Here is a 15,368-nt window from a genome sequence, read left to right on the forward strand (position 1 = left end):
ATCGATACCTTGCTTGCCGACGCACTGGCCAGCATAGTGCTCCATCCATTCGCGGGCGAAAGAAAATCGATCCATCGGGAGGGTGGACGCGCCCTGAACCCTCGCTACATCGGGCAATGAATTGGGCACATCGAGCGCAAACCGGTCGATCCGGAAACACGGCGTTTCGATCGGAAGCGTCGGATACGCTTCAACGCGCGGGACGTCCGACCGAACGGAAGGGGCACGCATTGCTGCATCCCGCTGCTGCACGTCGCGTTGCTGCTGTGCCTGCCGGTCCTGTTCTGCGTTTGCGCGCGCGGCGGCAGCCCGATCATCGGGTGTGGGGGCCTGCTGTGCGTGAACCCCAAGCGACAGCAAGGCGGTAATCGGTAAAACCGACAGCCGGTTAGTCATTTTCATTAATATACAAAAACCGCTTCAATTACAATTTAGACCTGACCGAATTCTACGTCCATTCGATTCATCTCTATTTCGACTACACTGAACTGATCATCAGTGCAGCTTCATCCAGCAACAGAACGCTCTTCCCGTCGAATTAAAAACGTTCACTCGAATTTCAAATCACTCGAAAATCCCATGCGACCACCCGCATACATTTCACCTTTGCGCAACTCCATACGCTTCTCGCCACGCTCTCCGAAAAATAAATGCTCAATATGAATTGAGTCATCCCATTTCGAGAAAGTGTAATTCATCATTTCACCCCTTTCCGGGCGGGAAGGAATCCAGCACGTCGAGCGCGAAATGCTCGGTACGAAAGCGCGGTCGTTCGCCAGCAGTAATGGATACGTCTCGGAGCCCGGCACTCCGACCGCACCGCAGGGGCGCGCAACCCAGCATCGCGTTGCTACTGCGCTTGTTGGTCCCGTTCTGCGTTTGCGCGAGCGGCCGCGGCGTGATCGGCAGACGTAGGGGCCTGCTGCGCATGAATCGTGAACGAAGCTTCCGCCTTGAATTGGACACGCCCGCTAATAACTCTCACTTATTGTTTCCACTGGTCCCAAACGTTCTTGACCTGAAAACCCAAAAAAGCGAATCTTTCCCATGAAGAGCTCCGGCGTGAGCCACGACAAAGACCAGCGTCGCCCTACAATTTCTGGTCCTCGTCGCTTTTTGTTTCATAGCTTTTACGGGCCTTCTTGTAGCTATTGTCAAACGGCTTGATATGGAGCAATTTAGCACGGCTCGTCATACCGCCGACAAGCGCGATAGCGAAACCAGAAAGCAAAAGAATTCGCGCCCACACAATGGGGATGTCGCACTCAACAGCGATGGCAGCAAATGCTACCCCTACAGCGATGAGCAAGAACCGGAACCACGAGGTGAAATTTCCATCTTCAATAAATTTGATCTTCATTTTTTCCCATTTGAAGAATCAGCACCGACAATTCGATTCAACTTATTTTGACCGACTTCAGCAACACCACTGCCATTGACTTGATTTGCAAGCTCATTAATTGCCGGAGTAAATACGGGGTTGGCCGCTGAAATATAGTTTGAAACGATGGCCGTAAATCCATTAAATAGATACTGCCCTGTATCCGGTTTAACTAATTGCCCGATTGCATCTGCGACAATCCCTACCACTGTCCCTGCAAATGCGATCCCGTCGCAAACCGCAGAGCAAGGCGTTACAGCTGCCCCCGCCGCCGCAATCGATGACACACGTCCGGCATTTGTCGAAATCATCCCCATCGCTTCCGCGGTTGTGTTTCGCACATAGTTCGCATCGGATTGATCGAATTTCGTAAACGGTCCCGTGATGTTCCAGCTTCCCCCTTTCCCGGTCTGCAGATAAGTAATGCTCGGCACATCACCAGCCGGCACCGCGCCTGCATTCGACATAATGTACGCCTGCAATTCCGGATTCGCCTGTGCAGTAATCTGCGTAAGGATCGTCTTCCCGTCACTTGTTGTACCACCCGACAGCCATCGCGCACCGGAATCGGTCGGCAGTTGGCCAATCAAGGTCACAGCTGCGCCGGATTCGTTGTTGCCGCTCACATTAGCGTCCATGATGCGCATCTGCTCTTCGATCTGCGCCTGCGTATATTTGCCCTTGCTCTTCTCGGCCAGTTGCTTCGCGATCGTCTTCTCCACCGGATGCAACTGCCGGTTGAAGCGATCCGCCGCCGCCGATGTCAACGCACCGGTCCCGCCGCCCAAGAGCGCACCCGCGCCGGCGGCCAGCAGGTTCGACGCGACGTTACCCAGCAGCTCGTCGACATTCTTGTTACCGGTCGGCCCCGCATCCTTGATCGATTGCGCGATTTCGGTCAGTTCTGGAGCAAGCTTCGCTGACACGCCTGCTCCCGCCGCGCCGCCGACTGCACCCAATCCGCCCGCCGTCAATCCACCTGTCAGCGCACCACCTGCAATGTGCAAAGCAACACGATTATCACCGCCTTCGGCCCAGTTCTTCGCGTCCTGCAAATACTGCGCCTTGAGCACGGGATCGTCGGTCGCAGCGGCGGCATCGCGTGCGGCTTTCTCCTTCCTGTCCGCATAATTGCCAATCTGCTTCGCAATTGCTTCCGATGCCGCCGTCGCCGCGTTCATCAGATCGCCCTGATTGCTCAAAACCTGTTGCAGGTCCGGCGTCTTGTCGACCTTACCGTTCAAATTCGAGGTATCCCGGTTCAGCGTCGCGAGGTCCTGTTTCTGGCTCCCCTTATTCGTGATCGTGATGCTGCCGTCGCTGATTGCGCTCTTCGTCGTCGCGCTGCTGCTACCGCTCTCGTTCACATACAGCGGCAACGCGCCGCCCGTGTTCTTCCCGTTCGTGCTCGTCGGTCCGTGCGTCGCATAGCTGTTGCCGCCATCACCGATCCCGCCGCCCGCACTCACACCAACGCTGCTGGCGTCGTATTCCGAATGGTTCTGAATATCGGAGAACGACAACGTGCCGGTCGTCAACTGATTCTTGTCCGGCGTCGCCGTACTGGCGATATATGCACCCTTCAGATCGGTATTGCCCTTGACATTGATGTCGTAACCACCGCTGCCCGCCTGAATACCGGCTTGCTCCTTCACGCCGGCATAGTCGCCGCTCGCATGCCCGCTCTGTGCACTGAAACTCGCGCTGCCGCCGCCCTGACTGATACTGAAGCCGCCGCCCATGCTGCTCTGGTGCGCAGCACTATGAGTCGTATCCTGCACCGAGGCGAGATTCAGATTGCCGCCCACGTCCGCCACCACTTTGTTCGCGTTGACATTCGCGCCAATGACGTTGGTGTCCCCACCGCTCACGATCGTCGCCGTGTTGCTCGCGTTGATGTGCGTGTTGTTCTGCATCGCCGCATCGGAATTGGCATCGCCGTGCGCGCGCGACATCGCAGCCGACACGCCGAAGCCGCCCGTGCCAAAGGACACGCCGACGCTCGCACTGCTCGATTTGTTCGTGCTGCGGGTACTGTCGGTATCCGTGCTGTTCAGCAGGTTGACCTGATTCGTCGCCTGCAACAGCACGTCCTTCGCATTCACGTCCGAGCCCTGGATCGTCACGTTGCCTTGGCCCGTGCTCTTGTCCCCCGTCGCCACGAACGCAGCGGTGCCCCCGGCCTTCACGTTGCTGCCGCGATTTTGCGTGCCGTCTTCACTAAACGTCGACTTGCTTTGCGACGAACCGAAACTCAGTTCGATCTTCGCCTCCGGTTTGCCGCCCGGGCCCAGCGAAGATGCGAGCCCCTTGGCCGCGCCAAACGCATCGGCTACGCCACCGGCTGCAGCGATGCCGTGTAGCGCGGCGGCGCGCCCGTCCTGACTCTGGCCCGCGCTGCGCGCCTGTTGATTCACGTTCTGCACCGCGTCGATGACCGGTGATTTCAACGCCAATGTAAAGCCGCTTTGTTTAACTTCGTGCGTTTCGTCATGATGGGTCGTATTGATCGCCGAATCGATCGTCACGTTCTTACCGGTGCCGCTCACATCCTGCGCCGCGATGACGCCGGAACCCGTGATATGCAGGTCATTGCCAGCCTTCATCGACACGCTGCCATCGGTACTGCCGACGAGGCTGCCGTTCTGCGTCACAGAACTATCGTGCGTCGTATCCTTCTGGTCGCGGTTTCCATACGAAATGCCGCTGCCGGCTGAACCGAAGCCGGATTTCTTTTCCTCGTGGAAGCTCGAACTGTTACTCGTATCCTGCGTGGTGGTAACCGTCAGATTGCGCCCCGCTTCCAGCGACAGGTCGTGCGTCGACGCAACCGTGGAACCCGCCACCGTCAGATCGCGTCCGGCGCTGCCCGATACCGTATCGCCCGAAACGGTCGAGCCGATCGACTGCACTTGATGCGACTTCTTTTCGTCGGTCGTCTCGCTTTTCGACAGGAACCCCGAGCGTTCGTCGTGCACCCAGCTTTGCGAGTCGTGGGTTTCGGTCACCGCGCCAACATTGACGTCGCCCTTGGCAACCAACTTGGTTGCGCCGCCCGAAATCGTTCCATCGGCAGCCGTCTGACCGGTCGTCACGTTCGAACCAGCGACAGTCACATTGCCAATCCGCGACCCGTCGGCCCGAGCGATGACGCCGCCAGCTGCAAGGATGGTGGAAGCAACCGCGTTTTGGCCCGCACCCAGTACGGCGTTATTGCCCGCGTGAATGTCCGTGCCGCGCACGGTTTCGTCATACGATGACGCCGTATGCTGGGTCAGGCTACCGCCGAGCGACCGTTCGTCGTGGTGCTGCGTATCCTTCGCGGCCGTCGCGGTCAAATCACCGCCCGCCACCATCGTCACGTCGTTCTTGCCATCGACGGTCGCATTCGTCAGCGTCGTGTCGCGTCCCGAGACAGTCGTCACATTGCCGCCCGCCGTGATCGCGCTGCCGACGTGCTGCGTCACGTCATCATGCCCACCGTTCAGGCCGTCGCGTGTGCCGACGTCCTGCGTGGCCTTCAGGCTGACCGTGCCGACGTTGATGTCGCGGCCCGCCCCGACCGACGTATTACGCCCGGACTGAATTGCTGCGCCGTTCACGTTGACATCGCGTCCAGCCAGTGCCTGAACGTCGTTGGTGGCGGAAATCACGCCCGTTGCGCGCGTGCCCTGCGCGGAAATCTGGCCGACAAGGCCCGTCGTGCTCGCCGCTCCGGACACGCCCAAGGTCTCAGTTTCGTTCGTGATGTCGCGACCGGCTCGCACCACCGTATCGACTCCGCCGATCCGACCGCTCGCGTTGCGCACATCCTGCACGGCAGCCACTGCCGTCGTGCCGCCGCTACCGATCACACCCCGGTTGACGATAGTGTTGCCGATGACCGTCGTGGCCACGTCGCTGACGATATGACCGCTGTTCGCGACGTCCCCCGTACCGTTCAGGTTGACCTTGCTCCCAGCCACAATCGCGCCACTGTGCTGCAAATCGACCGTATTCGCTTGTGCCAGATACAGTTTCGGTACCAGCACGGTCTGATGCGAGCCATCGGGCAAAGTGACGTCCTGCGAGACAAGCCAGACCATATCGGTCGTCAACTGGCGCATCTGTTCGTCCGACAGGCCGACGCCGACCGCGAGATTGAACGCCTTCGCATACGCGATGCCGTTGTTCATCAACGCCGTGTATTCGTCGAGGTTGTCCGAATAGCCAGCGAGGAACGTGCGCCCGGTGAGCTGCGTCACCTGATCGCGCACCAGCCGTTCTTCATACGCGCCGTCACCGAGCCGCTTGATGGTGGTTTGCGGATTCACGCCGAGCTGACCGAGCATGTAGTCGCTCGATATGAACTTCGAATATGACGTAAAGCGTGGATCGGTCGCGATCAAGAACGTCTGATCGGGCGCCGGGTGGTACGTATACAGCCCGTTGGTCGGCAATGTCAGATTCGGAATACCGCCCGACGCGTTCCCGAGCGTTTGCGGCCGGCTCGTCTGACCCGTGACGCCAGTCGGCGTATTCGGTCCCGCAATCTGCCCGTTCAGGCCGCCAAGCTGCGTGCCGGTCGCATTACCGCCCGTCACGCCGGAACCCGTGACGGTCTGGCCGAGCCGATCCACGGCCGTCACATTGATCGATTGGGCATCCGTTTGTACCGTCTGGTTCGAAGTGGCGATCGCCGGCAACGCGGCGATCGTCGTCGGCGGCAGCGGCGTGACGGGGTAATTTACGGTCTGCGTATCGGTGTCGCCGCCGGTTTTCTGGTGCCAGTAGAAAGTCGACGTTTGCTGTTCGCTCACGCTCTGTTGCAGTACGGTTCCCTTGTCGGTGACGGTGCCGCCTGCCGCCCGACGCACCAGATCGCCGCCTGCTGCCATGATCGACGATTCGTTGGTGATCGAACCGCCGTCCGAGTTGATTCGGATCGCACCTTGCGCCTGCATCTTCGCCGGGTCCGACGCGGCGACTAGCTTGTCTGTGGTCGTCGTGGTCGTGGTGGTGCGCTGCGTCTCGACGTAATCGTGCGAGTCGGGACCGAGATCGGTTCTCACACGGACTTGATCCGGCCGAATCTGTGTCTTCGGATCCCAATCCGGCCAGAACGTGATCGTATAGGTCGCGCCGTTGTCTTGAATGCTGTTGTAGGTCTGCGTCGGATTCGTTGCGATATTGCGCGTCTGGTCGACCGGCCTCAGGCAAAAAACATCCTCACATTTGGTGAGATCGTTGTAGGTTTCAACAATCGGTTGCGTCAGCGAGAAAGTCTGCGTGTTCGCATCCAAATTCGCGACCTGTGATTTCGGCACCGTCACCGTGACGGGATTACGCAGCGCGCCCGCCATGTTCCCCGAAATGGGATCGGCTTCGCCTCCCCATGTCCATTGCGGGAAAGTTTTGCTGTAATGCCACTGCGTGCGCTTACCGATCGGGATACCAGCCGTATAGATGTCCAGCGATACCGACGTACTTTGCGGCGTACCGGGTTCAGTAACAAGGGATGTACGCTTGTTGATCAGCGTGTGCGCGGCGACATCCAGATTGCCGTCGGCCTCGATATTGGCCGAGTCGTTCGTGATCGTGTTGGTCTGATTCGCCAGCAGGCCCGCTGCGTCACGCGTGCCGTCCTTCGCTAGCTCAAGATCGCCGCCGCTGTAGATCGTCGCCCCGTCGCTGTTCGTAATCGAGTTCGACGCATAGAGCCGCGTTTTGGTTGCCCCGGCAATCACGGCTTGCGCGCCGGTATTCCGCACATCGGTCGCGTTGACCAGCACGTCGTTGCCGATTACCGTGCCCGTGTTGACCAGCGTTGTACTGTTCGTCGTGACCGAATCGCCTTCGATTCGACCTGCGTTCGTCAAGGTATCGGTCGCGGTAACGGTCGTCGCCGCCGAGTTGATGTCGGCCCCGGCCCGGTTGACGACGTTGTTACCGCTCGCGCGCATGGCACCTACCGCCGCCAATGTGCCAGCGTTCGTCAAGGTGCCCGTTGCGGACACATCCATGTCGCCGTCCGCGCGCAGCCGGTTGGCTGCGCCGTTCGTATAGTCGCCATCTACGTGCAGGCCGAGATTGCGACCGGCGGTCATTTCGCCGTCGCCGATCACGCCACCGCTGACCACCACATCGCGATTCGCGCGAATCGCCCCGGCTTGGTTCGACAACGACGCAACCTTGACGGATACGTCCTGTCCGCCTTCGATTTTGCCGCTGTCGTTCAGTACGCTCGCGCCAGCCTGGTTCAGGCTGAACCCAGTGCCGCCGTACATCGTGCCGCGAGTATTGTCCAGCCACTGTGCGATGTTGAAATTGCCGGCCTTGCCAGCAACGAGGTTTGCGTTGTTCGTGTTCGTGACGCGCTGCGCGTTGACGGTCAAGTCTGCGTTGCCGCCCGCCGTGCCCCCATCATTGTCGATCGTCACAGCCGAGAGGGTAGTCGCACCATCCCCGGCATTGGTCAGCGTACCCGAGCGGTTCACAATGCTCGCAGCGGATACGTCCATCGTGCCGTGCGCGCCGTTTGCCGACATGATGCCTTGATCGTTCGACAGCACGCCGCCGGTCGATACCGTGAGATTTCCGCCCGATTGCGTACTGCCGAACGAATTCACATAGTCGCCTTGCGTGGACGCGGCAAGCGAATCCTTCCCGTAGAACTTGCCGCGGGCATTCACGATGCCGGTATTCGCCAGAATGTTCGCGACGCGCTGGGACGACATCACACCGCTCGAATTGTCCAGGTGGGACGAGCGCGAGACCAGATCACCGTTGGTGACGATTTGGCCGCCGATATTCGAAATCGCACCCGTTGTCGTCAGCGCGAGTTGGCCCGTGCCGGCGTGGCTGACGTTGCCACCATCATTCGACATCGAGTGCGCGTTGATCGTCAGGTTCGTCGCGTTGGTGGTGACGGTCCCTTGTTCGTTGTGGAGCGCACCGCCGACGGAAAGCGTTTGATCGGTCTTGCCATATTGCTGGATCGATCCGTTTTGATTCAGCAGATCGCCTGCCGTCGTCACGCCGAGCGCGTCGCCCTCAATCGCGCCCCGGCCATTGTCGACCGAAGCCGCCGAAATCGTGTTCGTTGAACCGGACAACAACCCTTGCTGGTTGTTCAACGTCCCAACAACGTGCGTATCCAGTTTTGCGCCGGCGGCGACGCCGCCTGAATGGTTGTCGAAGGTCTGCGCACGGATGGTCGCATCCGTCTTCGCACCCAGTTTGCCTTGGTTCGAGAGCGTGTCGGCCGTCACCCGCAACGCGCCGTTCGTCAGCGCTTGGCCGCTATTCGAAATCGTGCCGGCGTTCAGGTCAAGCGTGCCCGTGCCGGCGTGCTGAATCGAGCCCGTGTCATTCTGAATCGCATGCGCCGAAATCCCCAGACTGTGGGCATTCGATGCGATCGATCCCGACGCACCGTTGTCGAGCGTCCCGCCAACCGACAAGTGTTGATCGGACGACCCGTATTGACGCAGCACACCACCGCGATTCATGAGATCGCCGGTCGTCGTAACGCCCAACTCATCGCCGTCGATCAAACCGCCGTCATTCTGGATCGACGCGGCCGATACATAGGTCGTGGAACCGGAGATTTTCGCCTGGCTGTTGTTCAGCGCCTCAACGACGGTCGCGTCGAGCTTCGCCCCCGCCAGCAGCGCACCGGAATGATTGTCCAGCGTACGGGACTGGACGGTCAGATCAGTTTTGGAATTGAACTCCCCCTGATTCGCAATCGTATCGGCCGAGACGTCGGTCGCGCCGTTCGAGCCGATCACGCCGCCCGCCGCGCCTTGTGCGGTCGTGCCTGCTGCATTGACCAGCGCACCGTTGACATGCACGGACAGGCCGTCCGTGCCGAGCGAGGTGGCGCGCCCGGCTGAATTGTTCATCGACGCGCCGATAATCGTCTCCCGGCCGGCCGCCTGCATCAGCCCTTGACGGTTGTCGATCGCTCCCGCCGCGTCCAGCTCCAGGGACGCACCGGACACCATTTGCCCGCCGACATTCGACACCGAGCCCGCATGAATCGCTTGCGCCGCACCCGACGACAGATTTCCACCATCATTGACCAGCGCCCCTGCTGCGGTCGCGGACAGCGCCCCGCCTGCAATCGCTGACGCGTGCGCGAGATTCAGGTCGCCCTGTGTCGTCGTCAGTGTCAGGGCGCTGCCGGCCGATGTCGTGCCGCTCGACAGATCCAGCCCGGCCCCTTGCAAGGTCGCATTGCCGCCCGCACGGGTGTGGCCGCTCGCGCTGAGTTGTCCGGTCGTCGTCACGTTCAGATCGCCGCTCTGGGCAACGGTTCCGTCGCTGTTCACGCCCGCACCGAGCGTCCCGGTCGAATTGACGCTACCGGCATTCACGGTCGCGTTCTGCTGCGCCGCGAGCGCGCCGGCGTTAGAGAGATCGGCGCTCGTGCTGACCGACAGCGACTGCTGCGCGTACGTCGTGCCGCTATTCTGGATGCCGCCTGCTGCCGACAGCGCAAGGTTGCCGCTCGCGGTCGACTTGCCCGTCAGCACCAGGCGCCCGTCCGATTGCAGCGTCAAATCGCCGGCCTGCGCCGCGATCGTCCCGGCGTTCGCCACACCCACGCCTGCAGCGTTGCCAACCAAAAATACCCTATTGGCATACATCCCGCCTAACTGAGCCACGTCAATCGCGACGGCAGGAGCGGGACCGTCACCGGCGATCTGCGTCGCGGCAAGCGTGTCGTGATTAACCTGGTTCGTACCGGCGATTACATTGAGGTTCTTCGCATAGATCGCGGCATTGGCCTGCACGGCGCGGGCGATCAGGTCGACTTGATCGACATTCGACGCATTGAGGCCAGCGCCTTGTACGGTAATGAGCCCGCGCGATACGTTATAGCCGGCCAACGATCCGTCCGTGCCAAACTGCGGCACACCCGTTGTGAGGACGGCGCGTGACGTGTTGATAAACCCGCCGCCATCTACGACGATGCCAGCCGGATTAGCGAGCACGATCTCCGCGCGGCTTCCTGCGACCTCGACATACCCCTTGATCTGACTGGCCGCCGTGCTGCTGACCTGGTTGACGATGATGCGCGCGGCCTGTCCCGCACTGAGGTTTGGATTGCCGTTGATATAGCCGGCTTGCTGTGTATTAACGATCGTCGGCGAGTTGTTCAGGATCGCGCCATTCTTCTGAACGTCGAACTGGTTGTAGGTGTTCAACGACACACCGGCGCCGCCCGGCTTGTTGATATTCACTTGCGGCAGGCCATTGGGCGTCTGGATCACCGACGGCGCATTCGGCCCTGCCCCGACGATTTGCGCCTGCACCCACATCGGCATCGCACCCGCGGCAATCAGAGCGCCGAATGCGGCAAAACGCAACGCAAACTGAGCCACCCCGTGCATACCGCTGCGATCGACGGCGCGCTGCGTTTCACCAGCGCTTGCTTTCCCCGCTGCGCTGGCCGTTTCTTCTACTGCGACTAGCATCCCGTGCAAACGGCTGAATACCAGCCGATAATGTTTTTTATTCATGGTCTACTCGCGATTCGTTCTATCCGCTCTCACGGAATCCGAACATCGCACGAAATCGAATAAAACAGCGTCAACAAATGTCAAGCGTTGCTGAGAAGTCACGAACTAATCGGAAACTCTCCGCACTTGTATTAATGGCGAGTGCGCCGATCCGCAATCCCAATCCGGCAATCCAAAGAGCGCCTTCTGTTAGTCGGGAGTATCGAAAGCATTGACTTCGGCAATCGGCGCGAATATTACCTCAGCCGCCATCTCAAAAGTTCCTGACAGAATTGCGAGGTCGAATCCGCATGTCCCGAAATGAACTCTGTTCAACCACATATCGCCCTCCCGAGCACGGCTAGCTACGACCGCTCCGTCGCCACATTTCAGCATTGGCGCGCTTTGCTTGCGATCGGCAAGCCAAGCGACAAGGGTCTCATTGAGACATTCAACGGCTCGCTCGAGGACGAATGCCTGAGCCTGCATTGGTTCGCATCGGTGTCGGACGGGAAACGCGCCAATACAGCCTTCGCCTACGGCCGAAGGCTTATGAAAGACCGAGGACCAACACTCGGCACTGTGCAAGAAAGGCAAGCGGTTCAGTGATGTCTGTCAGCGGCATGGTGCACTTACAGCCGCAAGGGGACACTTCATTAGAGGGGGAGACCATCAGCTCAAATTCCCTGGAGGTGCCACTGCATCTCCCTCAGACTCATACGAGTCAAACCGGCCAAATCAAGAACAAAAAACCCGCGAAGCCTTACGCTATCGCGGGTTTCTGCACCTCGAGGACGGGCATGGACAGATATTTGGTGCCGGGGACCGGACTCGAACCGGCAAGCCAGTTAAGGCGGCGGATTTTCGTCACACTGCTTCTTTCGAAGCCGACGTCGCGTGAACGACATCGTTCGTGCGCTGGACTATGCCTTCGCCGTCGCGCGCGGGCGTGCTGCCGACCCGTGCGCCTTAGGCGCCCCCCGTCTAGTCTCTACACCTTCCTCGCGGTGCCCGCGAGGCTTGGCTCGGCGTTGCCTCGATGCGCACATCAGGGGTTTCGCCGAATTTGAAGGGTTCTGCACCGACCGTTTCCGACCGGGCACTCAATCGTTTAAGTCCGCTATGTTTACCAATTTCATCACCCCGGCAACAGGGCGGACGCGATTCTAGCATTGGTCGCGCGTGCGTTCCCCGATTCAGGCATGCCGCGAACCGTCGAAGCATGCTCTCGCGTCCGCACGCAGCGATGCGCCGCCGGAATAATCCGCCGTAACCGACGCCAATCCCGCGAACGCATGCGGTTTCGCCCCGCATCGACGCATCCGCCGATACAATCGGAACTGCCTCCGCGCCGCGCCGACCCTCTTGCGCGCGACGCGCACGCACACCGCGATACGCCCCCTTCACGCGTCATCGACAGGTCACAAACGTTTTCGATAATCAACCCGCCGAAAACGTTTACATCGCGTGACCTCATGACCTCGACCATCAAGGATGTCGCCGCACTCGCCGGCTTTTCGATCGCCACCGTGTCGCGCGCGATCAATGCGCCGCACACCGTCAGCCCGGCGACGCTCGAAGCAATCCGCACCGCGATCGATACGCTGCGCTTTCGTCCGAGTCCGCTCGGCCGGCAGTTGCGCGGCGAGCGCACGCGGCTCGTCGGCGTCGTCGTGCCGACGCTGTCGAATCCTGTGTTCGCCGACTGCCTGCTCGGCATCGACGAACTCGCGACCGCGGCCGGCTTCAAGCTGATCCTGATGACGACCGAATACGACGCGGCGCGCGAACGTCACGCGATCGAGACGCTGCGCGAGCAGCGCGTCGAAGGCCTGATCCTGACCGTCGCCGACGCCGACACGCATCCGCTGCTCGACATGCTCGATCGCGACGGACCGCATTACGTGCTGATGCACAACGACACGCAGCGCCGGCCGTCGGTGTCGGTCGACAACCGGCACGCCGCATACGACGGCGTGCGGCTGCTCACCGCGCGCGGCCATCGTCGCGTGCTGATGCTCGCGGGCTCGCTCGCCGCATCCGATCGCGCGCGCCAGCGTCATCTCGGCTATGCGCAGGCGCTCGCCGAAAGCGGCGTCGCGACGCTGCCGCCCGTCGAAGTCGACTTCAACGCGCCCGAACTGCCCGACGCGGTGCTCGCGCATCTGACCGCGCACGCGACGCGCCCGACCGCCCTCTTCTGCAGCAACGACCTGCTCGCGATGGTCGTGATGCGCGGGCTGCGCCGCGCCGGTTTCTCGATCCCGGACGATCTGTCGGTACTCGGCTTCGACGGCATCGACATCGGCGAGCTGCTCGCGCCGCCGCTCGCGAGCGTCGCGACGCCGAACCGCGACATCGGCCGCCATGCGTGGCGACGATTGATCGACGCGATCGGCGGCGCCGCGATCGAGCGCACGTCGCTGATTCTGCCGCACGCGGTGCGCGACGGCGCGACCGTCGCACCGCCCGCGGCCGACGTGCAACTGCGTCGCGCGTAAACCCGCGCGCCGCGCGCTGCATGCGGCGCGCGGCGACGTCCCCTTTCTTCGTCCGGAGACCTGATCGTGCCTTTCCGTCCGACCTCGCTGCTGCGCGCGCTCGCTGCGCCGCTCGCCTGCGCCGCACTCATCGCCGGCGCGAACGCCGCTCGCGCCGATGAAACGGCGATCTGCTACAACTGTCCGCCCGAATGGGCCGACTGGGCCGCGCAGATCGCGGCGATCAAGCAGAAGACCGGCATCCGCGTGCCGTTCGACAACAAGAACTCGGGTCAGGCGATCGCGCAGCTGATCGCCGAACAGAAGAGCCCGGTCGCCGACGTCGTCTATCTCGGCGTCTCGTCCGCGTTCCAGGCGAAGGACAAGGGCGTGATCGTGCCGTACAAGCCCGCGCACTGGAACGACATCCCCGCGAACCTGAAAGATCCGCAGGGCTACTGGTTCGCGATCCATTCGGGCACGCTCGGCTTCTTCGTCAACAAGGATGCGCTCGACGGCAAGCCCGTGCCGCGTTCGTGGGCCGATCTGCTGAAGCCCGAATACAAGGGGATGGTCGGCTATCTCGATCCGTCGAGCGCGTTCGTCGGCTATGCGGGCGCGGTCGCCGTCAACCAGGCGCTCGGCGGCAGCCTCGACAACTTCAAGCCGGCGCTCGACTGGTTCCGCAAGCTGAAGGCGAACGCGCCGATCGTGCCGAAGCAGACCGCGTATGCACGCGTGCTGTCGGGCGAGATTCCGATTCTGCTCGACTACGACTTCGACGCATACCGCGCGAAGTACAAGGACAACGCGAACATCGAGTTCGTGATCCCGAAGGAAGGTACGATCGCGGTGCCCTACGTGATGAGTCTCGTGAAGGGCGCGCCGCACGACGCCAACGGCAAAAAGGTGCTCGACTTCGTGCTGTCCGACGAAGGCCAGAAGCTGTGGGCGAACGCGTATCTGCGCCCGGTGCGCGCACAGACGCTGCCCGCCGACGTCGCGACGAAGTTCCTGCCCGCGAGCGACTATGCGCGCGCGAAGCCGGTCGACTTCGGCAAGATGGCGGCCGGCCAGCAGGCGTTCGGCCAGCAGTATCTGCAGGTGATGCAGTAAGCGCCGATGCTTGATCTGACCTTTCCGCTGCGCTGGCGCATCGCGCTCGTCGCGCCGGCGCTCGCGGTGTTCGCCGCATTCTGGCTGCTGCCGATGGCGGCGCTCGTGCACGTCTCCGCCGACGGCGGATTCGTCGCGCGGTACGCGGCGCTGCTCGGCAACGCGCGCTACATGAAAAGCCTCGGCGCGACCGTCGCGCTGTCCGCGGGCGTTACGCTCGCGACGCTCGCGCTGTCGACGATTTCCGGCCTGCTGCTCGCGCGCCGCGAATTCGCCGGCAAGCGCGTGCTGCTCGCGCTGCTGACCTTTCCGCTTGCGTTCCCGGGCGTCGTCGTCGGCTTCATGGTGATCATGCTCGCCGGACGGCAGGGATTGATCGGCGCGTTGTCCGCGAAGCTGACCGGCGACAAGTGGGTGTTCGCGTATTCGATCGCGGGACTGTTCGTCGGCTACCTGTACTTCTCGATTCCGCGCGTGATCGTCACCGTGATCGCCGCAGCCGCGAAGCTCGATCCGTCGCTCGAGGAAGCCGCACGCTCGCTCGGCGCGTCGCCGTGGCGCATCTTCGCCGACATCGTGCTGCCCGCGCTCGCGCCGGGGCTGATCGCGGCCGGTGCGATCTGCTTCGCCACCGCGATGGGTGCGTTCGGCACCGCGTTTACGCTCGCGACCGATCTCGACGTGCTGCCGATGACGATCTATACCGAGTTCACGCTGAACGCGAACATCGCGACGGCCGCCGGACTGTCGATCGTGCTCGGCATCGTCACGTGGGCCGTGCTCGCGCTCGCGCGCCGGTTCGCCGGTCACACCGCCGCTGCCGCGGCCTGAGGAGGCATTCGATGCCATCGCTTTCCGATTCTTCGGCGCCGCCGCGCGCCGCATCGCCGGCGCGCGCGGCCG

General features: G+C 61.8%; 6 protein-coding genes and 2 pseudogenes. 4 read left to right on the plus strand and 4 right to left on the minus strand.

Features of this window, described 5'->3' with window-relative positions; all coding sequences use genetic code 11:
- From HMPREF3115_RS32865 to HMPREF3115_RS25740, 4 genes and pseudogenes are all read right to left on the minus strand, one after another.
- Positions 1–402, minus strand: a pseudogene (locus HMPREF3115_RS32865) (ShlB/FhaC/HecB family hemolysin secretion/activation protein); the annotation flags it as partial.
- A gap of 146 nt (positions 403–548) precedes the next feature.
- Entirely contained in the window at positions 549–701 is a 153-nt protein-coding gene (locus tag HMPREF3115_RS31795) for a hypothetical protein (protein WP_175835784.1), read from the minus strand.
- A 389-nt stretch (positions 702–1,090) separates the two neighbouring features.
- Positions 1,091–1,360 (minus strand): hypothetical protein, encoded by a 270-nt coding sequence (locus HMPREF3115_RS25735; RefSeq protein ID WP_070556651.1) that lies wholly within the window; start codon positions 1,358–1,360, stop codon positions 1,091–1,093.
- The gene (locus HMPREF3115_RS25740; RefSeq protein WP_125902686.1) at positions 1,357–10,890 is read right to left on the minus strand and encodes a hemagglutinin repeat-containing protein; all 9,534 of its coding nucleotides are present in this window, start codon (positions 10,888–10,890) and stop codon (positions 1,357–1,359) included. The genes HMPREF3115_RS25735 and HMPREF3115_RS25740 overlap by 4 nt, the downstream gene beginning before the upstream one ends.
- Positions 10,891–11,286: 396 nt before the next feature.
- Here HMPREF3115_RS25740 and HMPREF3115_RS32870 point away from each other — a divergent pair.
- The 4 genes and pseudogenes from HMPREF3115_RS32870 to HMPREF3115_RS25760 form a co-directional block, all read left to right on the plus strand.
- A pseudogene (locus tag HMPREF3115_RS32870) lies at positions 11,287–11,388 on the plus strand (integrase core domain-containing protein); the annotation flags it as partial.
- Positions 11,389–12,344: 956 nt separating this feature from the next.
- Positions 12,345–13,370: a LacI family DNA-binding transcriptional regulator gene (locus HMPREF3115_RS25750; RefSeq protein ID WP_006401155.1), complete on the plus strand. Its 1,026-nt coding sequence runs from the start codon at positions 12,345–12,347 to the stop codon at positions 13,368–13,370.
- Positions 13,371–13,436: 66 nt separating this feature from the next.
- The gene (locus tag HMPREF3115_RS25755; protein WP_053297455.1) at positions 13,437–14,465 is read left to right on the plus strand and encodes an ABC transporter substrate-binding protein; all 1,029 of its coding nucleotides are present in this window, start codon (positions 13,437–13,439) and stop codon (positions 14,463–14,465) included.
- 6 nt (positions 14,466–14,471) lie between these two features.
- The gene (locus tag HMPREF3115_RS25760; RefSeq protein WP_006411737.1) at positions 14,472–15,296 is read left to right on the plus strand and encodes an ABC transporter permease; all 825 of its coding nucleotides are present in this window, start codon (positions 14,472–14,474) and stop codon (positions 15,294–15,296) included.
- Positions 15,297–15,368 lie beyond the last annotated feature (72 nt).

The sequence above is a fragment of the Burkholderia sp. HMSC10F09 genome, assembly GCF_001806955.1.
Lineage (GTDB): Bacteria > Pseudomonadota > Gammaproteobacteria > Burkholderiales > Burkholderiaceae > Burkholderia > Burkholderia multivorans.